Origin of the sequence: Streptomyces sp. NPDC102467 (assembly GCF_044765445.1) — a bacterium.
In the GTDB taxonomy this organism is placed as follows: domain Bacteria; phylum Actinomycetota; class Actinomycetes; order Streptomycetales; family Streptomycetaceae; genus Streptomyces.
On the sequence record NZ_JBIWKA010000006.1, the window covers coordinates 418,543 to 439,324 of the forward strand.

General features: G+C 72.8%; 16 protein-coding genes. 8 read left to right on the forward strand and 8 right to left on the reverse strand.

The window, feature by feature from the left end; all coding sequences use genetic code 11:
* Positions 1 to 127: 127 nt before the first annotated feature.
* Entirely contained in the window at positions 128 to 862 is a 735-nt protein-coding gene (locus ACIREE_RS14940; protein WP_404151065.1) for a hypothetical protein, read from the reverse strand.
* A 106-nt stretch (positions 863 to 968) separates the two neighbouring features.
* Between ACIREE_RS14940 and ACIREE_RS14945 the strand changes: the two genes are divergently transcribed.
* Positions 969 to 1,427 carry a hypothetical protein gene (locus tag ACIREE_RS14945; protein WP_404151066.1) on the forward strand — a complete coding sequence of 153 codons (459 nt, stop codon included), beginning with the start codon at positions 969 to 971 and terminating at the stop codon, positions 1,425 to 1,427.
* Positions 1,428 to 1,452: 25 nt separating this feature from the next.
* On the opposite strand, the gene ACIREE_RS14950 is transcribed toward ACIREE_RS14945, so the two are convergent.
* Positions 1,453 to 2,676, reverse strand: a complete 1,224-nt coding sequence (locus ACIREE_RS14950; RefSeq protein ID WP_404151068.1) for a GNAT family N-acetyltransferase — start codon at positions 2,674 to 2,676, stop codon at positions 1,453 to 1,455.
* Between the two features lie 67 nt (positions 2,677 to 2,743).
* Here ACIREE_RS14950 and ACIREE_RS14955 point away from each other — a divergent pair, with 67 nt between their 5' ends.
* Positions 2,744 to 5,533: an ATP-binding protein gene (locus ACIREE_RS14955; RefSeq protein WP_404151070.1), complete on the forward strand. Its 2,790-nt coding sequence runs from the start codon at positions 2,744 to 2,746 to the stop codon at positions 5,531 to 5,533.
* On the opposite strand, the gene ACIREE_RS14960 is transcribed toward ACIREE_RS14955, so the two are convergent.
* Positions 5,513 to 6,850: an SWIM zinc finger family protein gene (locus ACIREE_RS14960; protein WP_404151072.1), complete on the reverse strand. Its 1,338-nt coding sequence runs from the start codon at positions 6,848 to 6,850 to the stop codon at positions 5,513 to 5,515. The genes ACIREE_RS14955 and ACIREE_RS14960 overlap by 21 nt on opposite strands.
* Positions 6,847 to 9,717 (reverse strand): DEAD/DEAH box helicase, encoded by a 2,871-nt coding sequence (locus ACIREE_RS14965; RefSeq protein WP_404151074.1) that lies wholly within the window; start codon positions 9,715 to 9,717, stop codon positions 6,847 to 6,849. Before ACIREE_RS14965 ends, ACIREE_RS14960 begins: the two co-directional genes overlap by 4 nt.
* Before the next feature lie 189 nt (positions 9,718 to 9,906).
* On the opposite strand from ACIREE_RS14965, the gene ACIREE_RS14970 reads away from it, so the two are divergent.
* From ACIREE_RS14970 to ACIREE_RS14980, 3 genes are all read left to right on the forward strand, one after another.
* Positions 9,907 to 10,509 (forward strand): histidine phosphatase family protein, encoded by a 603-nt coding sequence (locus ACIREE_RS14970; protein ID WP_404151076.1) that lies wholly within the window; start codon positions 9,907 to 9,909, stop codon positions 10,507 to 10,509.
* Between the two features lie 58 nt (positions 10,510 to 10,567).
* Complete coding sequence (locus ACIREE_RS14975; RefSeq protein WP_404151078.1) at positions 10,568 to 11,191, forward strand: hypothetical protein; 624 nt, start codon at positions 10,568 to 10,570, stop codon at positions 11,189 to 11,191.
* 91 nt (positions 11,192 to 11,282) lie between these two features.
* Positions 11,283 to 11,705 carry an acyl-CoA thioesterase gene (locus ACIREE_RS14980; RefSeq protein WP_404151079.1) on the forward strand — a complete coding sequence of 141 codons (423 nt, stop codon included), beginning with the start codon at positions 11,283 to 11,285 and terminating at the stop codon, positions 11,703 to 11,705.
* Between the two features lie 41 nt (positions 11,706 to 11,746).
* Here ACIREE_RS14980 and ACIREE_RS14985 read toward each other — a convergent pair whose 3' ends face one another.
* A complete protein-coding gene (locus tag ACIREE_RS14985) occupies positions 11,747 to 12,598 on the reverse strand; it encodes an NAD(P)H-binding protein (protein WP_404151081.1) in 852 nt (283 codons plus the stop codon).
* Positions 12,599 to 12,694: 96 nt separating this feature from the next.
* Between ACIREE_RS14985 and ACIREE_RS14990 the strand changes: the two genes are divergently transcribed.
* The 3 genes from ACIREE_RS14990 to ACIREE_RS15000 all read left to right on the forward strand — a co-directional run bounded on the left by ACIREE_RS14990 (position 12,695) and on the right by ACIREE_RS15000 (position 16,908).
* Positions 12,695 to 13,594 carry a helix-turn-helix domain-containing protein gene (locus tag ACIREE_RS14990; protein WP_404151082.1) on the forward strand — a complete coding sequence of 300 codons (900 nt, stop codon included), beginning with the start codon at positions 12,695 to 12,697 and terminating at the stop codon, positions 13,592 to 13,594.
* A 128-nt stretch (positions 13,595 to 13,722) separates the two neighbouring features.
* Complete coding sequence (locus ACIREE_RS14995; RefSeq protein WP_404151084.1) at positions 13,723 to 15,948, forward strand: alpha-N-acetylglucosaminidase; 2,226 nt, start codon at positions 13,723 to 13,725, stop codon at positions 15,946 to 15,948.
* Positions 15,949 to 16,077: 129 nt separating this feature from the next.
* A complete protein-coding gene (locus ACIREE_RS15000; protein WP_404151086.1) occupies positions 16,078 to 16,908 on the forward strand; it encodes a chitosanase in 831 nt (276 codons plus the stop codon).
* A gap of 42 nt (positions 16,909 to 16,950) precedes the next feature.
* Here the strand turns inward: ACIREE_RS15000 and ACIREE_RS15005 are convergent, their stop codons facing one another.
* The 3 genes from ACIREE_RS15005 to ACIREE_RS15015 form a co-directional block, all read right to left on the reverse strand.
* Positions 16,951 to 17,592, reverse strand: coding sequence for a CatB-related O-acetyltransferase (locus ACIREE_RS15005; protein WP_404151088.1), 642 nt, complete (start codon positions 17,590 to 17,592; stop codon positions 16,951 to 16,953).
* A gap of 54 nt (positions 17,593 to 17,646) precedes the next feature.
* Positions 17,647 to 18,999 (reverse strand): nucleobase:cation symporter-2 family protein, encoded by a 1,353-nt coding sequence (locus tag ACIREE_RS15010; RefSeq protein ID WP_404151235.1) that lies wholly within the window; start codon positions 18,997 to 18,999, stop codon positions 17,647 to 17,649.
* Between the two features lie 355 nt (positions 19,000 to 19,354).
* The gene (locus tag ACIREE_RS15015; RefSeq protein WP_404151089.1) at positions 19,355 to 20,770 is read right to left on the reverse strand and encodes an 8-oxoguanine deaminase; all 1,416 of its coding nucleotides are present in this window, start codon (positions 20,768 to 20,770) and stop codon (positions 19,355 to 19,357) included.
* Positions 20,771 to 20,782: the final 12 nt, after the last annotated feature.

Here is a 20,782-nt window from a genome sequence, read left to right on the forward strand (position 1 = left end):
TGCGCACCGCTCTTTCACGACAAGCTTCAGTTTCAGCTTTGCGCTCCTCGCGCACCCCGGCCGCCGTACGAGACGTACGGCCGGGGAGTCTTCATGGTGGCAGATGTCCAGGTGACAGCGGTTCGGTTCAGCCGAAGAGGTAGCCGAAGACCGGGTCGCCGACGCGGCGGTCGGTGACCTCCGCCGCGTTCGCCTCCTCCCGGGCGAACTTCACCGCCTGCTGCAACTTCTCGACCCGGTCGAGGAGTTGGCTGATCCGGCGGGCGGGCAGCGCGCCCGAGAACTTCACCGTCGTCCAGTAGCCGACCGGCACGTCCTCGTAGTACACCTCGACCTGCGCCGGGTGCTTCTCGGTGGCCTCCGCCTTCACATGGTTGCGCGGCACCTTCTTCGTCCGCACGGTGCGCACCGGCTCGGTGCGCCAGTCGTCGGTCGAGGGGTCCTGCGTCCACGACTCGGCGGCGTCGAGCACGGGCAGCCTGCGCACGAAGGTGTTCAGGTCGGTCAGCTGCTTCTCCAGGAACAGGAGGTAGGAGACCGGTACCTGGGCGATCAGAACCTGTCCGTCGACGCTCACATCGGCGCGGGCCTCGCGGTTCGCCCAGTCCTTCGTGGCGGTCACGTCGAAGAGCCGGGTGAGCGACTCCGCGGTCCTGCGCAGCACTTCCTCGGCGCGCACCTGCACCCGCGTGGACTCCGGGGGCAACTGCTCGCCCTCCTCGTCCTTGGGCTGGTAGGTGCGCGCGATGCCGGTCAGCAACGCGGGCTTCTGCAATCCGTGGTGGGCTGCCGTCAGGTCCTGGTGGGCCTTGGCCTTCACGCCCTTCTCGACAGCGATGATCTGATTGAGTTTCGTGGACACGCCCCTGACGGTAGTCAACGGGGGCGCTTGAAATCGACCTGTTTTATCGCCCGTTGGCAGTGATTCGCACTGATCGGCATTGTTCGGCATTGAGGAGTACGGGACCTTGGACGCGGCACTGATAGCGGTACTCGGCACCCTGCTCGGCTCGGTGGTCACGCACTACTTCCAAGGGCGTGCGACGGTGCGCGGCGCGGAGCTCGCCCGCGCCGAGCAACTGCGCCAGGAACGCATCGCGAGCTACAGCGGTTTCGCGGGCGCCCTCTTCGACTACCGGCGAGGTCAGAACGACCGCTGGTTCCGCGCCCACGAGCAACCCGGCGCACCCGAGGCGGAGGCAGCCCGCTTCGCCTCGTACGAAGCCCGCATCGCGGCCCGTCAGGCACTGGCCCGGGTCCAACTGGTCTGCGACGTACCACGGATACGCCAACTCGCCGAAACCGCGTTCGAGTTGGCGAACTGCCTGCACGAGTCCACGGACGAACAGGACCGCGACCAGCGCTCGCAGCGCTGCAAGGACGCGCTGAGCGCGTTCGTGGCGGCGGCGGCGCCGAGCGTGCAGTAGTCGCCGTGTGCGGTAGCCGCGCCGCTCAGAAGGCGGGGAAGGCCGCGCCGGAGGGGTGGAACGGTTCGCGGGTCCCGCGGAAGGCGAGCGAGGCGGCGGCCACCGCGCCGGGGCGCAGTTCCTCGATCCGTCCGGCGGCCGCCAGGGCCGACAGGGTGGGGCCGCCCAGATAGGCAGCGCCCAGTTCCGCGGCGGAGAGGCGCAGGTCGGGGCGGTCCCTGGTGCGTTCACAGATGGCCGAGGAGTCGTCGGCATGCAGCTGGTAGCGGCCCGCGTTCCAGGGGCAGAAGGCGTCCTCGACCTCGATGACGAGGTCCAGCGGGGCCGCGTAACGGCGTGCGGCGAGAGCCCGGTCGACGTCGACAAGGCGGACCCACAGATTGTCGACCACCGAGGCGCGCGCCGCCCGTGGGTCGGTCAGCAGGTGCGGCAACGGCTCATCGACGGCCGCGTCGCAGGTGAGGCGGTCGTGGGCGTCGAGGTCGATGAAGTAGCGCCACAGGCACGCGTACGACTGGCGGGTGGTGGCGGCCAGTTCGACGATCTGGACGGTGCTTCCCTTGGAGCGGTAGAGGGCGTAGCCGGTGGCCTCGCCGCCGGGTTCGGTGTGCAGCGCGTAGCGCAGTTCGGTCGCTCCGTCGCGGATGTGCTCGGCGTCGTGGAGCCGGGCGTCCCAGTACTTCTCTGTCCGGTCGACCCAGCCGGGCGCCTGGCGGCGCACCGTGTCGTGGACCTTTTCGAGCAGGGGGCGTGCTTCGTCACCGGCGAGCAGGCGGATGCGGCCGTTGCCGGGGTCGGCGTCCGGGCGCAGCGTCATATCCCGCTTGTCGCACCGGAGTTCGGCGCGGTGAGACGCGATGGCGTAGCCGAAGCGGCCGTAAATGGTGGCCTCGGCGGCGTTGAGCGCGGCGATGGGTTCGCCGCCCGACTCGTGCAGGCCGGTGAGCTGCTCGCGCATCATCGCGGTGAGGATGCCGCGCCGGCAGTGGGTGGGCAGAACCGCGACGAGCGTGATGCCCGCGACAGGGACGAAGGCGCCGGGGACCGTCACGGTACGGCCGTAGATCGACGTGCCGCCGACGATGTCCCGGCCGTCGTACGCGGCCAGCGTGCGCGCCGGGTCGTGCACCGAGCGGGCGTTGCGCAGGGCGCCCTCGCGCCAGTCCTGGCCGTACGTCGTAGTGATCATGCGGGCCCAGGCGTCGAACTCGTGGGCCTCGATGGTCCGCAGCGGGTGGGATGTGTTCATGGGTCGAGCCTGACCTCGTGAACACCCGTACCGCATCGGGCGAGTTCGGTATTTATATGCTGGCGCGATGGTGGCGGAACGCGTGGTCAGTCCGGTGTTCGTCGGCCGCGACGACGCGCTGGCAGCGCTCGCGCAGGCGTGGCACGCCGCGCGGTCGCGGGGGCCCGCGGTCGCTCTGATCGCCGGTGAGGCCGGGATCGGCAAGTCGCGGCTGCTCACCGAGTTCACCGAGTCGCTGGAGACCTCGGTGCGGACGGTGCGGGGCGCCTGCGCGGAGTTCGGTGCCGAAGGGCTCGCGTACGCCCCGTTCGTGGCGGTCCTGCGCCGGTTGATCCGCGACGGGGCGGCGCGGGCCGGCCACTGTCCCGAGCTGGCTCGCTGGTTCCCCGAGCTCGGCGAGGCCGCCGGGGCCGACACCGGCAAGCACCGGCTCTACGAGGAGATCCTGGCCCTCGTCGAGCACGCGGCCGTGGACCGGCCGCTGGTCGTCGCTGTCGAGGACCTGCACTGGGCGGACACCGCCTCCCGGGAACTGTTCGCGTTCCTGGCCCGCAACCTGACGCGGCCCGGAGTCCTGCTGCTCGCCACCTACCGGCCCGGCGGGACGGGCACCGGACAACTCGGCCCCCTGCTGTCCGAACTCGCCCGGGGCCCGCGCACCACCATTCTGCGACTGCCCCGGCTGACCGAACAGGACGTCGGCCGCCAGCTGGCCGCGATTCTCGGAGCCGCACCGGACGCCGCCGCCGTGCACCGCGTCCACCGGCGCAGCGACGGCAATCCGCTGTTCGTCGAGGCGCTCGCCCACGGCGGTGCGCAGACGCCGGACAGCCTGCGCGAGCTGCTCCTGCGGGGCCCGCACGCGCTGCCCTCCCCCGCCCACCGGCTGCTGAGCCTGGTGTCGGCGGGCGGCGACCACGTCGCGCACCGCCTCCTGGAGGACGTGGCCGACGAGAGCGGCACGGACCTCGACGCGCTGCTGCGCGCGCTGGTCGACCGGAGCCTGCTCGTCACGGCGGGCGACGGCTACGCGTTCCGGCACGCGCTCATCCGGCAGGCCGTGTACGAGGACCTGCTGCCCGGCGAACGCACGCGGCTGCACGCCCGCTACGCCGCGGCCCTGAGCTCCGACGACGCCCACGCGGCCGAGCTGGCCGCGCACGCCTACGCGGCGGGGGATCACGAACAGGCCCTGACCGTCGCCTACCGGGCCGCGGGCCGGGCCCGCCGCTCCTACGCCTACGAGGAGCAGGGCCGCATGCTCGGGCGGGTCCTCGAACTGTGGGACCACGTACCGGATCCGCGGGACCGGACCGGCACCGACCGGGTCGGCGTGCTGACCGAGGCGGCCGAGTCCTGCATGCTCAGCGGGGAGTACCTGCGCGGTGTCGACCACGCCACGGCCGGTCTCGCCGCCCTCGACGAGCGGGACGCCCCCGAGCGCGCCGCTCTGCTCCTCGAACACCGGGGCAGGCTCCGGCACCGGCTCGACGGAACCGGCATCGACGACTTCGAGCACGCGCTGCGACTGCTGCCCGACGGCCCGGGCCAGTTGCAGCGGGGGCGGGTCCTCGGGGTGCTGGCCATGGGGCTGCTGCCGAACGCCGCCGCGGCCCGGCAGTCGTTCACCGAGGCGCTGCGCATCGGCCGGCGAACCGGCGACGCGATGGTCACCGTCCGCGGGCTCCTGGGCGCCGGTGCCCGTAGCCGCGACATCGAGGCGCTTGCCGAGGCCCGGCAGCTCGCCGAGCGGCTCGACAGCCAGGACCTGCTACTGACCGTGCCGATGTACGAGTCCACGGCGCACACGAGGAACGGCGAGCACCGGCGCGGCATCGAAGCGGCCATGGACGGCATCCGGCTCGCCCGCCGGTTCGGGCTCGGCCTGAGCAGAGGCGCCGATCTCTCCTGTCACGCCGTACGCGGGCTGCTCCTGACCGGGCAGTGGGACCGGGCCGCCACCCTCGTCGACGAGGCTCTCGCCGAGCAGCCGCCCCCGTCCGCGCGGCAGGATCTGATCTCCCTGGGCGGGTACGTGGCGCTGCTCCGCGGCGATGTGACGGCCGCCGGGGCCGCCGCGGCCGAGCCCGCGGACGCCCTGCGCGCCGGCGGCCTGTTCCACCGCCGCCAATGGCTGTGCCTGCTCGCCCTCGCCCAGGGGGATCCGGAACGGGCCGACCGGCTCCTCGCCGTCGCCCTGGCCGATCCGGGACTCGGCGAGATCCACGGCAGCGAGGCCCGTCCCGTCCTGATCGCCGGAGCCGTGGTGCAACGGGCGCGCCTCGCACGCGGCGGCGCCTCGACGAAGGAGCGGGTCGCGTCTCGCTGCTCCGAACTGGCCGCATTGGATGCGGACTTGGGAGAGGAAGGGCCGTACGAGCGAGCCCAGCGCGTTCACCTCCGCGCCCTGCTCGACGACGACGGCTGGGACCTGGCCGTGGCCGCGTGGAGGGAGCTGCGGCAGCCCTACGAGCTGGCCCAGAGCCTGCTGCACTGCGGGCAGACGGCCCTCGCCGCGGGTGACCGGAGCGCCGCGGCTCTGCTCGATGAGGCCGCGGAGCTGGCCGCCGCCCTGGGCGCGGCTCCCCTGGCCCGCCGGATCGCCCTGGCCGCCAGGTCCGCGCCCGCGGCCGACAGCGGACTCACCGCACGCGAACACGACGTACTCGCTCTGCTCGCCGAGGGTTTGAGCAACCGTCGGATCGCCGGACGTCTGCACATCTCACCCAGCACGGCGGGCGTCCACGTCTCGCACATCCTGGCCAAACTCGGCGCCGCCACCCGCACCCAGGCCGCGGCCATCGCCCACCGGCGAGGACTCACGGGCGAGCCCGGGTCAGACCCCGCCGAGCAGTGACTCCAGGGCCGACACCGGGTCCGGGCCGGGATCTCCCCTGGGCCACCAGTCCTCGCGGCCCGGGTCGGACTCGTATCCGTACCACAACCCGTCGCGGCCGAGCCGGAGTTGGACGGACGGCGTCGACAGGTGGTTGCGGCGGGGGCGGAACTCGGGGTGGCCCGTGGCGAGGAGGGCGGGGCGGGCGCGGTCGAAGGGGCCCGCCGGCGGGTCCCACTCCTCCTCCAGGACGGACAGCCCCGCGAGGCCACCCTGGCGCCAGGCCGCGACCGCGCGGGCCAGGTCGGCCGGGGTGCGTCCGGTGCCGCGGGCGAGCGAGGCGTACAGCGCGCGGGTGGCCGCGGTGAGGCCCGAGCCGGGGTGGGCGGCGGCCAGGCGGACGGCGTCCTGCCAGGGGGTGAGGGCCGCGAGCGGGTCCGAGCCCGTGGTCAGCAGGGTGTGCGCGCGGGCGGCGGCCTCCGTGGCGAGCAGGTCGAGCGCGAGCGGGTCGGGGGCGCCCGGGGCCTGCGGGTAGGACGGCGGGCGCTCGGGGTGCGCGGGAGCGGGGAACTCCGGTGGCAGCGGCGGGAGTTGCGCGGCGCGGGCGAGCACGTCGCGCGCGGGGACCGAGTCGAGGGACGGCGTCTCGGCGGTGCGCTGCTCCTGCGCGGTGTGCGACGCGTTGCGCCGCGTGAGGTCGGCGAGCAGCTCCTGCTCGCCGCGCCCGCGCAGCAGGAACAGGACGAACGGGTCCTCGTCGACGAGCCGCGCCGTCTGGTAGCACAGCGCCGCCGCGTGCTTGCAGGGGTGGACGCGGTCCGGGCAGCTGCACTCGGGGACCAGTTCGTCGACGGCGGGCAGCAGGTCGACGGCGGCGGCGAGCGCGTGCGGCACGTCCTTGTCGAGCAGGGACGCCATGTGGTCGGGGCGGGCCGCGGCCGTCTCCAAAAAGCGGGTCCACTCGTCGTCCGACAAGGTGCGCAGGCGCAGTTCGGCGCGGTACGGGCGGGGCCGCGAGCCGTGGACGTAGGCGACGACCCGGCCCGGGGTGACCGTGATCGCGTCGACGTGCCCGCGGTCTGCGTAGGCGCGGCCGCGCGCGAGGCGGGCCGGGTCGAGGGCGGTGTCCTCCAGGGCGTCCACCCACGCGTTCCCCCACCAGGTCAGGGCGGCGCCGTCGCCCTGCTGGGCGCGCGGCGGCAGCGGCGGGAACGTGCGGCGGGTGTCCATGTGCCGGGCCTGCGCCTGTTCCCCCGCGCGGGCCCGCCCCGGGATGTGCGCGCTGTGCTGTCCCGTACCAGAAGGACGAGAAGGGCGAGAAGGGCGAGAAGGGCTCATGTCGATTCCCTCCGCAGCGAGACCAGGTCGGTCAGCTCCCGGTCGGTCAGCTCGGTGAGCGCGGCCTCGCCGGAGCCGAGCACCGCGTCGGCCAACGCCCGCTTGGCCGCGAGCAGTTCGGCGATCTTGTCCTCGACGGTCCCCTCGGTGATGAGGCGGTGCACCTGGACGGGCTGGGTCTGTCCGATGCGGTACGCGCGGTCCGTGGCCTGCTCCTCGACCGCCGGGTTCCACCAGCGGTCGAAGTGCACGACGTGACCCGCGCGCGTGAGGTTGAGCCCGGTGCCCGCGGCCTTCAGCGACAGCAGGAACACGGGGACCTCGCCGGACTGGAAGCGGTCCACCATGCGCTCGCGCTCGGCGACCGGGGTGCCGCCGTGCAGCAGCATGCTGGGGATGCCGCGGGTGTCCAGGTGGGTGGCGAGGAGCCTGGCCATCGTCACGTACTGCGTGAACACGAGCACCGAGCCGCCGGAGCCGTCCTCGGCGACGATCGTGTCCAACAGCTCGTCCAGCAGGGCGAGTTTGCCCGAACGGCCCGCGAGGCGGGCCCGGCCGCCGTCGCTCTCGCCCTCCTTGAGGTACTGCGCGGGGTGGTTGCAGACCTGTTTGAGGGAGGCGAGCAGCTTCATGATGAGGCCGCGACGACCGATGCCCTCGGCGGCCTCGATGTTCGCCATGGACTCGCGCACTACAGCCTCGTACAGCGACGCCTGTTCCCTGGTGAGGGCCGCCGGGTGGTCGGACTCGGTCTTGGGCGGCAGCTCGGGCACGATGCCCGGGTCGGACTTCTTGCGGCGCAGGATGAACGGGCGTACGAGACGGGCCAGCCGCTCGATCGCCTCGGGATTCACGCCTCCTTGTCCCTGAAGGGGGACCTCGCCCTCGACCGTGCGCGCGTGCCGGGCGCGGAACGCCTTGAGCGGGCCGAGGAGGCCGGGCGTCGTCCAGTCGAGCAGGGCCCACAGCTCGGACAGGTTGTTCTCCACGGGGGTGCCGGTGAGCGCCACGCGCGCGGGGGTGTCGATCTGGCGCAGCGCCTTCGCCGTGGCCGAGTTCGGGTTCTTGACGTGCTGCGCCTCGTCGGCGACGACCATGCCCCAGGTGTGGCCCGCGAGTTCGGCGGCGCGGGTGCGCAGGGTGCCGTACGTGGTGAGGACGAATCCGCCGCCGGGCCCGTCCAGGGTGCGGTCGGTGCCGTGGAAGCGGCGCACGGGGACGCCGGGGGCGAACCTTTCGATCTCCCGCTGCCAGTTGCCGAGCAGGGAGGCCGGGCAGACGACCAGCGTCGGCGCCGTCCGGTTCCTGCGCAGGTGCAGGGCGATGAGCGTGACCGTCTTGCCGAGGCCCATGTCGTCGGCGAGGCAGCCGCCGAGCCCGAGCGAGGTCATGAGGTCGAGCCAGGCCAGGCCGCGCAGTTGGTAGTCGCGCAGCGTCGCGTGGAGGGCTTCGGGCTGCTCGACGGTGTCGATGCCCCGGGTGAGGCGGTCGCGCAGCTCGGCGAGGCGGCCGGTGGGCACGGCCGCGACCCGCTCCCCGTCGACGTCGGCCTCGCCGGTGAGCGCGACGGCCAGCGCGTCGACGGGCTCCAGGAGGCCCAGCTCCCGCTTGCGCGCCTTGCGGACGAGGTCGGGGTCGACGACGACCCACTGGTCGCGCAGCCGGACCACGGCGCGGTGCGACTCGGCGAGCAGGTCCATCTCGGACTCGGTGAGCGGGTCCCCGTCGAGCGCCAACTGCCAGTTGAATGCGAGCAGTTCGTCACTGTCGAAGAAGGTCGTGCCGTCGGTGGCAGAGCCGGGCGCGGTCTGCGCGCGCACGACGGCCGTCGCGGTGAGCGAGCGGGCCAGCTCGCGCGGCCAGTGCACCGTGACGCCCGCCTCGGCGAGCCGGGCCGCGCCGGGACCGAGCAGATCGATCAGCTCGCTCTCGGCGAGCGCGAGCACGTCCGGCACGTCCTGCTCCAGGAGCCGGCCGAGCGGCGGCCAGGCGGCTACTGCCCGGCGCACGGCGAGGACGGCGTCGATCCGGGCACGCGGCCCGAAGTGGTCGGAGGCGTCGCCCGTCCACAAGTGCGCGGCGTCCACCACGCGCGTGGGGTCCGCGAGGCTGTGCACCTGGACGACGGCGGCCGCGGCGCGGCGCTCCCCCGGTTCGTCCGGCGTCTCGCTCTCCTCGGCCCCGTCGAACAGCAGCTGGTGGGACAGGTCGAGGCGCAGGGAGATCCGCACTCCCGCGTCGAGCCCGGCCGCCGCCTCGACGGCCCAGGGCCGCGCGTGCGGGATGTGCTGGGGGGCGACGGCGGCGAACGGGGCGCCCGCCGCATGCGCCGCGGCCGGGGTGCGCGGCAGCGCGTCGGCGACCGCGTCGAGGAAGGCGCGGACCAGTGCCTCGGGCTCGGGCAGCCGGACCGGCCTGCGGCCGGGGACCGGTGTCGCGTACCCCTCGGGAGGCAGGGCGGCGGCGATGCCGTGGAGCTGCGCGACGTCGTCCGCGTCCAGCGGGCCCGCCCGCCACGCGTCGTGGTCGGACGCGGTGAGTCCGGGCAGCAGCCGGCCGCGCGCCACGAGGTGCAGGGCGTGCGCGGCGGCCGCGCCCCAGGCGGCCGCGGCGGGGTGCGCGCCCCGGGTGCGGCGGGCCCGCACGAGCAGCGGCAGCGCGTCGACGACCGGCAGGACGAGCGCGGGCACCTTGCGGCCGCGCACCCCCGATCCGTGCGGCCGCACGACCGTGATCTCCGTGTCGGCGCCGGGGGGACCCGCGCCGTCCGGCGACCAGAACGCGACCTTCCCCTCGCGCGGCAGGGCCGCGGGCAGGAAGACGGCGGCAGCGTCGAGGGCGACGCCGGGCAGCTCCGGCACGGCCACGCCACCTCCCCTCTCCGCTCACCTGGCTCACACTCCGTCGGACCTCTAGACCTTACGGGCCGGGTCCGACAATCCCTGATCCGCGGGCCCTCGCACGGGGGCCCGAGCCATCCCTCGGCCCGCGCCCCCGTGTACGGTTCGTTCAACAATGTCCCTGTCCCGAACCGACCCCCAGAACAGGCGTGCACCGTGGGTGATCTGCTCCTCGTCCGGCACGGTGAGACCGAGTGGGCGCTGACCGGTCAGCACACCGGCCTCACCGACATCCCTCTCACCGAGAACGGCCGCGAAGAAGCGCGCAGGGTCGCGCCTCTCGTCGGCAGCTACCACGTCGGGGCCGTCTTCGTGAGCCCCCTTGAGCGGGCCCGGGAGACCGCCGAGCTGGCCGGCCTGCACCGCTTCACCCTCGACCCGGACCTGCGGGAATGGGACTACGGCGGCTACGAAGGCGTGACCACGCGGGAGATCCAGCGCACCCACCCCGACTGGTACCTGTTCGACGACGGGGTGCCGCCGGGACCGCCCGAGCACCCGGGCGAGACCCCGGAACAGGTAGGCGCGCGGGCGGACCGGATGCTCTCCAAGGTGGACGCGGCGCTCTCCAACAACGAGGGCAGCGTCGTCCTGGTCTCGCACGGTCACTTCCTGCGGGTCCTGACCGCCCGGCGCCTGGGTCTGCCCCCGTCGGGCGGCGCGCACTTCCTGCTGGCGACCGGCACGGTGAGCCGGCTGAGCACCGAGCACGGCAGGCCCGTGGTCTCCGGCTGGAACCTGCGGCCGCCGAGCAGCTGATCCGTTCGGGCGCCCGTTGTCAGTGCCGTCGTGCACCATCGTCGGCAGGAGGTGCGCCATGACCAGACCGCCGACCGCCGCGCAGCGGCGCATCATCGACGCCGCCGATCCCGGGACCGGCCGGATCAGCGGCAGCGCGGCCCAGTTGACGCGGCTCGTCGTGCTGAAGCTGGCGTTCCGGCATCCGCGGCCGCCGCACGACCACTTCCTGACGCCGGCCGGGCACCTGGTCCGCCGGGCCGGACCGGAGCCCGCCCCGCCTGAGTCCTCGCCGCCCGCGTCCGACGGCGTGTTCGTGGCACGCCTCGGCGGCGAGGCGGACGCCGTGGCCTCGCCGGTGCGGGCGCGCGAGGTGCGTACGGCCTGGCAGGGGCTCATGGAGATCCGCCGCATGACCAATACGGGCGGCTCCACCGACCGGCCCTGCGCCTGGGAGCGGGGCCGTCTCCCGCACGCGGCGGCGCTCGCCCTGGAGGCGGCAGAGTGCCCGCCTGCGAGCGGCACGGAGCCCGGCTACCGCGTGACGGCCACCCCGCAGCCCGAGGCCGTCGCCGTACACCACCCGGAGCCGGCCGGCCTCGCGGAGTGCGCGGCGGCACTTCAGCGGGCCGGGTGGCAGGTGAGCGAGCACGCGGCCGCGCGCGGCGGCCGTTATCTGCTGGCCTCGCCCAGACGGGCGTAGCGCCGTCATGGATCGGCCGCAGCACCGTGTCCGCGCATCCCCGTACCCTCCCCTCGTCGACCCGCACTCTCCCCTCATCGAAAGGAACGCCGTGGCAGAGCCGTATTCCGTCCGGATCGAGGTCCGTGGATACGAGACCGACTCGCAGGGCCACCTCAACCAGGCGGTGTATCTGCAGTACGCCGAGCACGCGCGCTGGTCGCTCCTGCGGCACGGCGGCATCGAGCAGAGCAAGCTGCTCGGCCACGGGGTGGGGCCGGTCGCCTTGGAGACGAACATCCGCTATCTGCGCGAGCTGCGCGCCGGTGACGAGGTGGACGTGGACTGCGTCTTCGAGTGGGGCGAGGGCAAGACGTTCCGCATCCTGCAGACGGTGAGGAGGAGTGACGGCACCGTGTCGGCCGAAGTGACTTCGGTGGGCGGCCTGTTGGACCTCACCGAGCGCAAACTCGTCAAGGATCCGAGGGAGGTCTTCAAGGAGCTGGCGACGGACCCGGGTGTCTTCGGTCTGTGACCGGCTCCCCGGATCGCGCCGCCCTGCCGCACCGTCGACGCCTACGCGAAGGCCGCCCGGTGCTCGCGCGCCCACTCCTCGAACGTGCGCGGCGGCCTCCCGAGCACCCGCTCGACATCGTCGGTGACGACGGCGTTGCCCCCGGCGCGGACGAACGCGAGGCCTTCCAGGACGCCGTCCGCGAACTCCGCCGGGATGCCGGTGGAGATCACGAACGCCCGGGAGTCCGCCTCCGACACCTCGGCCGACGCGACCTCCCTGCCGAGCGCCTTGCCGACGCACGCCGCCATGTCGGGCACCGCGAGCGCCTCGGGCCCCGTCAGGGTGTACGTGCGTCCGTGGTGGCCGTCCGCGAGGAGCGCCTCGACAGCGACGGCCGCGATGTCGGCCGGGTCGACGACCCCCTGGGCGCCGCCGCCGTACTGGTCGGGCACGGGGCGGCCGGCCCGGATGTCGTCGGCCCACCACAGGAAGTTCGAGGCGAACATGGACGGACGCAGCACGGTCCACCGCAACGGACCGTCGCGCAGCGCCTGTTCACCGGGCACGTGCCATGCGCTGAACCGGCCGGAGCCAGGTTCCCCGGTGCCGATCGCGGACAGTTTCACCGCACGCCGCACCCCCGCCGCGCCGACGGCCGCGAGCAGCGCCCGGTCGTGGGCGCCGGGGGCGGCGGCGCCCGGGGCGTTGACCATGAACACGGCGTCGGCGCCGGTGGCGGCCGCCGTGAGCGATTCCGGGTCGTCATAGTCGCCGCGCACGACCTCCGTACCGGGCCCGAATCGGGCGCGCGCCGGATCCCGGGTCAGGGCGCGGTGCGGGACGCCGCGCGCGACAAGGAGGCGGACGACGTCACTGCCGATGGTGCCGGTGGCACCGGTGATGAGGATCATGCGTGCCACGCTGCCGCGGGTCACCGGCCCGCGGATAGGAAATTCCGGCACGCCTGCATCGCCCACGGGAGGGTTCCGCCTGGTTACCGTGGTGCGGTGACCACCGTGACCAAGCCCCTCTCCGCCGACCTCGCGCGGCAGACGGCGATCAGGACGGCGGGCGGCACCTCTCAGGTGCCGACGCGTCTGGTCGAGCCGCCCGACGCGCTGCGCCCGTGGATCTCCGATGTCGGGGTCGTCACGCACACCCCGGAGGCCCCGCGCTCGATCACGCATGTGCCGGACGCGGCGGTGCGGCTCGTGCTGCGGACCCTGCCGGGCGGCGGCAGCGACGTCCTGGCGGTCGGGCCCCGCACCCGGGCCTCGTACAACGCCGGGAAGCGGCTGCCGCTCTGCCTCGACCTGCGGATCCGGCCGGGGGCCGCGAGGCCGCTGCTCGGGGCGTCGGCCCGGGACCTGGTGGGCCGGGTGGTGCCGCTGGCCGAGCTGCCGGGCGCGGCGACGGCCCGGATCGCGCGCCGGCTGGGCCGCGTCGGCGAGGACGCGACGGTGGACGAGGCGCTGTCCGTACTGGCCGAGGTGCTGCCGCCCGCGATCGGGCCGCGCGATCGGGCCGACCGTTCGCGTGCGGATCTGGTGCGGGCGGCGGTCGGTCGCCTGTCGACCCGGCCGGGCCGCCCGCGGCCCGCGCCCGTCACCGAGGTGGCCCGGGAACTGTCGGTCAGCGAACGCCTGTTGAGAACTCTGTTCACCGAGGATGCGGGTCTGTCGCCCAAGCACTTCGCCCGCATCGACCGCGTGCACCAGCTCCTGGCCGGGGCCACCGCGCGGCCCGGCTCCCCGGTCCCGTGGGCAGGTCTCGCCCAGACCACCGGCTACTACGACCAGTCGCACATGGCCGCCGAGTTCCGCGCCCTGTTCGGGGTCGCGCCGACGGCGTTCGTGGACGGCCGGCTCCCGGCGGGCACCCCGTGCCGCTCGCGGGCCGCCCGGTGAGCCCTGAGCCCGCCGGCATACCGCCCCGTCCCGACGAGGACCCCGCCGAACCCTCCGTTCACGTGCGCCACCCCGGCCCGTCCGCGCGGCGTCACCCACCGCGCCGCGAAGGCGGGTATGCACTCACCATGCCCTTGGCCAGACGTACGTTCCTGACCGCGCTCGCCGGATCGGCCGCGGTGTCCTGCACCAGCGCCGCCGCCGACCAGGAGGACTCCGACGACCCGAAGGGCTCCGCCGACCGGGCGGACGGCACGCTCCGCTCCCGGGACGCCGCGGCGGCCGCCGCGCGTCGCCTGCTCGGCCGCCACGCGGACCAGCTGTCCTTCCGTCCGCTGCCGGGTGCGCACGACAGCTTCCGCGTCGACGGGCGCCCCGGCAGCATCCGGATCGCCGGCACCTCGCCCGCGGTCCAACTCGCGGGCCTGCGCCAGTACTTGAAGCAGGTGGCCCACGCCAACATTTCGTGGACGGGCGAGCAGCTGGACCTCCCCGGCCTGCTGCCCGCACCGCCGCACGCGCTCACCGGCCGCGCGAACGTCCCGCACCGCTTCGTCCTCAACGACACCAACGACGGCTACACGGGGGCGTACCACGACTGGGCCTACTGGGAGCGGGAACTGGACGTGCTCGCCCTGCACGGCTTCAACGAGGTCCTCGTGTACGTGGGGGCGGACGCGCTGTACCACCGGGTGCTGACCGGATTCGGCTACGGCGAGCAGGAGGTGCGGGAGTGGATCCCTTCCCCCGCCCATCAGCCGTGGTGGCTGCTGCAGAACATGGCGGGTCCCGCGAGCGGCCCCGTGTCGGCCGGGCTGCTCGCCGCGCGGGCCCGCCTCGGGCGCCGGATCGCCGACCGGTTAAGGGAGTTGGGGATGGAGCCGGTGCTGCCCGGCTACTTCGGTACGGTGCCGCCCGGGTTCGCGGAACACAACCCGGGTGCGCATGTGGTGCAGCAGGGCGACTGGTACGGGTACCGGCGGCCGGACTGGCTGGATCCGCGCGGACCGGACTTCGCACGGGTGGCGGCCGCGTTCTACCGCACGCAGGAGGAGATGTTCGGCCCGGCGAAGCTCTACAAGATGGATCTGCTGCACGAGGGCGGCAAGGCCGGTGACGTGCCGGTCGCCGACGCGGCGCGCGGCGTCGAGAAGGCCCTGCGCACGGCGCACCCCGAAGCGCTCTGGGTGATCCTCGGCTGGCGCCGCAACCCGCCGAAGGAGATCGTGAACGCCGTCGACAAGGACCGCATGCTCGTCGTCGACGGCATCTCCGACCGGCTTCCGACGGTGCCCGACCGCGACGCGGACTGGGGCGGCACCCCCTACGCGTTCGGCTCCATCTGGAATTTCGGCGGGCACACGACGCTCGGCGCCAACACCCCGGAGTGGGCGCGGCACTACGACCACTGGCGTACCCGGCCGGGTGGCGCCCTGCGCGGCACGGCCCTGCTGCCCGAGGCCGCGGACAACAACCCGGCGGCGTTCGAGCTGTTCTCCGAACTCGCTTGGCAGGACGGCCCGTTGGATCTGCGGGACTGGTTCGAGAAGTGGTCCGTGGCGCGGTACGGCGGGCGCGACGCCGATGCGGTCGCCGCCTGGGACGTGCTGCGGCGCACCGTGTACGGCACGACGCGGGCCGACGGCTGGGCCGAGGGTGCGGACGGGCTGTTCGGGGCGCGCCCCGCGCTCGTGGCCAGTACCGCCGCCACCTGGTCGCCGAAGCAACTGCGTTACGACGCGGCCGAGTTCGAGGATGCGCTCGACCGCCTGCTGGCCGTGCGACCGCAGCTGCGGCGCTCATCGGCGTACCGCAACGACCTTCTCGACGTGAGCCGCCAGGCCCTCTCGAACCGTAGCCGGGCGCTGCTGCCCCGGGTCAAGGATGTGTACGAGGCCGGGGACGCGGCCGGTCTGGACCGGCTGGCCCGCGACTGGCTCGGCCTGATGGACCTGCTGGAGCGGCTTCTCGCGACCGACTCCCGGCAGCTCCTTGGCCGCTGGGTGGCCGAGGCGCGCGCCTGGGGTTCCGACGACGCGGAGCGCGCCCGCCTCGCGTACGACCAGCTGTCCCTGGTCACGGTCTGGGGGACGCGTTCGGGGGCCGAGGCCGGACTGCACGACTACGCCAACCGGGAGTGGGCCGGTCTCGTCGGCGGCCTCTACCGTGAGCGCTGGGAGACGTACTTCGCCGCGCTGCGCACCGCGCTCGACGAGCGGCGCCCGCCTCGCCCCATCGACTGGTTCGCGCTGGAGGAGGCCTGGGTGCGTGCTCCGGGCAGGCTTCTCACCCGCCCCACCGGGGACACGTACAAAGTCGCTGTTCAGGTGCGCGAACGCCTGCGTAGAGCCTGAGGACCCCGCCCCTCGCGGCCCCGACTCGCTTCCTCCGAAGTCGACTTGACGGGTATACGTCACCCGCAATCTCTGGTAGGAAACCTTCCTAACAGTCGACGGAACGACGAACTCCCCCTAGGAGGACCCGTGTCCACCCCCCACATACGCACCTCCCGTCGCACACTCCTCGCCTTCCTCGGCGCCACCGTCGTGGCGGCGCCCCTGCTCACCACACAGCTCGCCGGTGCCGCTCCCGTCCCGGCGGCCGCGAGCGGGCTCGACGACCCGGCGAAGAAGGAGATCGCCATGAAGCTGGTGTCGAGCGCGGAGAACTCCTCGCTCGACTGGAAGGCCCAGTACGGGTACATCGAGGACATCGGCGACGGCCGCGGGTACACCGCCGGCATCATCGGCTTCTGCTCGGGCACCGGCGACATGCTCGACCTCGTGGAGCTGTACGCGGACCGCGTGCCCGGCAACGTCCTGGCGAAGTACCTGCCCGCGCTCCGCGACGTCGACGGCAGCGACTCGCACGACGGCCTCGACCCCGGCTTCCCGGGCGACTGGGCGAAGGCGGCCAGGGACGCCGCCTTCCAGCAGGCGCAGAACGACGAGCGCGACCGGGTCTACTTCAACCCCGCGGTCAAGCAGGGCAAGGCCGACGGGGTCGGCACGCTCGGCCAGTTCACGTACTACGACGCCATCGTGATGCACGGCAACGGCTCCGACGGCACCAGCTTCGGCGGCATCCGCAAGCGCGCCCTGGGCCGGGCGAAGCCACCGTCGCAGGGCGGCGCCGAGGTGGCGTGGCTGAACGCCTTCCTCGACGCCCGGGTGTGGGCCATGAAGCAGGAGGAGGCGCACAGCGACACCAGCCGCGTCGACACGGCACAGCGCGTCTTCCTGGACAAGGGCAACCTGAACCTGGACCCGCCGCTGGACTGGAAGGTGTACGGGGACAGCTACCACATCGGGTGACACCCCGGGGCGGGTGGCATCCCCTCGCTCAGAGACAGGCTCTCAGCAGGGCGCCACCCGTTCCAGCGCGTCCACCGAACCGGCCATGATCAAGCGGACGTGCTCGGTGATGTGCTCCAACGGCCAGTCCCACCAGGCCAGTTCGAGGAGGCGGGTGACCGTGTCGGCGTCGTGCCGGGTGCGGATCACCCGGGACGGGTTGCCGCCCACGATCGCGTACGGCGGGATGTCGTCGGTGACCACCGAGCCCGTCGCCACGATCGCGCCGTGCCCGATCGTGACGCCCGGCATCACCGTCACCCCGTTGCCGAACCAGACGTCGTGGCCGACGGTCGTGTCGCCCCGGGACGGCAGGTCCGTGATCAGGTCGAAGTGGTCCGACCAGGCCCCTCCCATGATCGGGAAGGGGAACGTGGACGCGCCGTCCATCCGGTGGTTGGCACCGTTCATGATGAAGCGGATACCGGTGCCGAAGGCGCAGAAGCGGCCGATGCGGAGCTTCTCGGGACCGTAGTGGTAGAGGACGTTGCGGGTCTCGAACTCGGTGGGCGCGTCCGGGTCGTCGTAGTACGTGAACTCGCCCACCTCGATCAACTCCGAGGTGATCAGCGGTTTCAGGAGCACCACACGCTCCTGGCCGGGCATCGGGTGCAGCACGGTCGGGTCGGGGAGTGTCTGTGACATGCGGACGATCATCACCCGGGACCGGTCTCCGCCGCACCCGATATCGCCCGATCGTCAGTGCACCGTCGCCGCGGACTTCCCTGTCCGCTGTTCGGCGATGGCTCCGCCCGGCTCCATCGGGTTGGTGACGTCGTCCGCGTCGCCGCGCCGCCCCAGGTGGTTGAAGACGAGGTTGAGGAGGACGGCCGCGACACAGCCCGTGGAGATGCCCGAGTCCAGGATGATCTTCGCGGTGTCCGGGAACGCGTGGTAGAACTCCGGCGCCGCGATGGGGATCAGGCCCACGGCGAGCGAGACCGCGACGATGAGGACGTTGTTGTCCTTCTCCAGGTTCGCCTTGACCAGGGTCTGGATGCCGCTGGCCGCGACCGACCCGAACAGGACGACGCCCGCGCCGCCGAGCACCGGGCGCGGCACCACCGCGATCAGCGAGGCCGCCATCGGACACAGGCCCATCAGGACGAGGAACGCACCGCCGGTCGCCACGACGTACCGGCTGCGGATCTTCGTCATCGCCACGAGCCCGATGTTCTGCGCGAACGCGCTGCACATGAAGCCGTTGAAGAGCGGGCTGAGTGCCGTGCCGAGCGTGTCGGCGCGCAGGCCCGCCGCGATCGTCTTCTCGTCGGCCGGGCGGTCGACGATCTCGCCGAGCGCCAGCATGTCGGCGGTCGACTCGGTCATCGACACCACCATCACCACGCACAGCGACACGATGGCCGCTCCCGCGAACTGCGGTGCGCCGAAGTGGAACGGGGTCGGGAAGCCGACGATGTCCGCGTCGCCGACCGGCGAGAAGTCCGTGACGCCGAAGGGGATCGCCGCGACCGTGCCGATGACCAGGCCGAGGAGGACCGCGATCTGCTTGACGAACCCGGCCGTGAACCGGCGCAGCAGCAGCACGATCACGAGCGTGATGCCGGCCAGGGCCAGGTTCTTCATCGAGCCGTAGTCCGACGCCTTGGTGTCGGGTCCCTGTGCCCAGCCGAACGCGACCGGCATCAGGGAGATCCCGATGAGGGTGATGACCGTGCCGGTGACGACCGGCGGGAAGAAGCGGATCGCCTTGGAGAAGAAGGGCGCCGCGATGAACCCGAGGACGCCCGCGACGATCACCGCTCCGAAGATGACCGGCAGCGCGTCGTCCTTGTCCTTCGTCGAGTCGACGACGGCGAGCATCGGAGCCACGCCCGCGAACGTCACACCGTTCACGAAGGGCAGCCGGGCGCCGATCTTCCAGATGCCGAGCGTCTGGAGGAAGGTGGCGAGGCCTGCCGTGAACAGACAGGCGCCGGTGAGGAAGGTGAGTTCTTTCGCCGAGAGGCCTATGTAGGCGCCGACTATCAGCGGGGGCGCGACCACGCCCGCGTACATCGCCGCCACGTGCTGAAGACCCGTGGTCGCCATCTTCAGCGGGGGCAGCGTCTCGTCGACCGGATGTTTGGTATGCCCCGCTGTTTCGTCCGCGGGGGTGGTGCCTTGCTTGGTGAACCTGGGCGCTGTCGCCACTTCGGCTCCTCCGGTTGTTTTCCAGCCCCGGCGGGCCGCCGGCACTTTTCGCTTCTGGGAGGTGGTGCAAGGTCGTGCTGTCGAGCTCGGTATGAAGTTGTCGTGGTGCGCCCAGGCCAAGAAAGGTCAAGCAGCTCTGACCGCCCCGGGAACGTGAAGCTTTGGGCCACGTACCGGGGCGGCACCCGAACAGCCCGCTCGGCTGCTCGGGTCCGGCCGGGGACCGTCCTCCCCGGCCGGAGTTCCGGGTGTGTCAGCTCTGCGCGGCGATCCGCGCGAGGCGCTGTGCCTCGTCCCGCGTGGAGCGGGCGATGGCGTCCTCGTCGACATGCAGGAGGCGGCTGTCCTCCACGACCGGCTTGCCATTGACGAGGGAGAGGGTGACCGGTGCGGCCGCGCCGAAGACGAGCGCGGTGACCGGATCGGCGATGGACGAGTGGGCCAGGGTGTCCAGCTTCCACAAGACGAGGTCGGCGAGCTTCCCGGCTTCGAGCGAGCCGATCTGGGTCGCGCGGCCGAGGACCTGGGCGCCGCCGTACGTCCCCAGGCGCAGCGCCTGACGGGCGTTCAGGGCGGCCTCGCGGTGCGCGCCGAGCCGGTTGATGAGCAGCGCGTTACGGAGTTCGGTGTGCAGTTCGCCCGACTCGTTGGAGGCGGTGCCGTCGACACCGAGGCCGACCGGCACACCGGCGGCCAGCATGTCGGGGACGCGGGCGATACCCGCTGCCAGCCGGGCATTTGACGACGGGCAGTGCGCCACGCCCGTCTTCGTCCGGCCGAAGGCGGCGATGTCGGAGTCGTTCATGTGGACGCTGTGCGCCATCCACACGTCCTCGCCGAGCCAGCCCGTCGACTCGAAGTAGTCGGTCGGGCCCATGCCGAACAGCTCGTGGCAGAACTTCTCCTCCTCGACCGTCTCGCTGCCGTGGGTGTGCAGGCGCACCCCGAGGCGGCGAGCCAACTCGGCGCCCTGCTTGAGGAGTTCGGTGGAGACGGAGAACGGCGAGCAGGGCGCCACCGCGACCTGCGTCATCGCGTCGAAGGAGGAGTCGTGGTGCTTCCTGACCGTCTCCTCGGTCGCGGCGAGCGCGCCTTCGAGGGTCTCGACGGCGAAGTCCGGCGGCAGCCCGCCGTCCTTCTCGCTGCGGTCCATGGAGCCGCGGGCCAGGGTGAAGCGCACGCCCATCTCGGAGGCGGCGCGGATGATCGACCCGGAGAGGTCGCCCGACCCTTGCGGGAACACGTAATGGTGGTCCATGGCGGTGGTGACGCCACCCCTGACCATCATCCCGAGGGAGCCCTGCGCCGCCGCGTACGTCATCTGCTCGTCGATGCGCGCCCACGTCGGGTACAGCGTCTTCAGCCAGTTGAACAGGTTGTGGTCCGTGGCGATGCCCCGGGTGATCCACTGGTAGAAGTGGTGGTGGGTGTTGACCAGGCCGGGCGTGGCGAGGTGACCGGTGCCGTCGATGCGACGGACCACGTTCGCCAGGCCCTCGGGCGCCTTTCCTGCCCCGATGGACTCGATCTTGTTGCCCGCCACGACGATGTACCCCGAGGCGTACTCGGTGTCGGTGGCGTCGACCGTCGCGATGGCGACGTTCTCGATGACGATGCGGTCGGTGGCGGTGCGGTCTGCGCTGGTGCGGTCTGCCGTAGAAGGTGCCATGGTGCTTCCTTC

Excerpts from the sequence above, each read along its gene's own strand:
- ACIREE_RS14950 (WP_404151068.1), bottom strand. The coding sequence starts at position 2,676 with ATGAACACATCCCACCCGCTGCGGACCATCGAGGCCCACGAGTTCGAC.
- ACIREE_RS14955 (WP_404151070.1), top strand. The coding sequence starts at position 2,744 with ATGGTGGCGGAACGCGTGGTCAGTCCGGTGTTCGTCGGCCGCGACGAC.
- ACIREE_RS14960 (WP_404151072.1), bottom strand. The coding sequence starts at position 6,850 with ATGAGCCCTTCTCGCCCTTCTCGCCCTTCTCGTCCTTCTGGTACGGGA.
- ACIREE_RS14975 (WP_404151078.1), top strand. The coding sequence starts at position 10,568 with ATGACCAGACCGCCGACCGCCGCGCAGCGGCGCATCATCGACGCCGCC.
- ACIREE_RS14985 (WP_404151081.1), bottom strand. The coding sequence starts at position 12,598 with ATGATCCTCATCACCGGTGCCACCGGCACCATCGGCAGTGACGTCGTC.
- ACIREE_RS14995 (WP_404151084.1), top strand. The coding sequence starts at position 13,723 with ATGCCCTTGGCCAGACGTACGTTCCTGACCGCGCTCGCCGGATCGGCC.
- ACIREE_RS15005 (WP_404151088.1), bottom strand. The coding sequence starts at position 17,592 with ATGTCACAGACACTCCCCGACCCGACCGTGCTGCACCCGATGCCCGGC.
- ACIREE_RS15010 (WP_404151235.1), bottom strand. The coding sequence starts at position 18,999 with ATGGCGACCACGGGTCTTCAGCACGTGGCGGCGATGTACGCGGGCGTG.
- ACIREE_RS15015 (WP_404151089.1), bottom strand. The coding sequence starts at position 20,770 with ATGGCACCTTCTACGGCAGACCGCACCAGCGCAGACCGCACCGCCACC.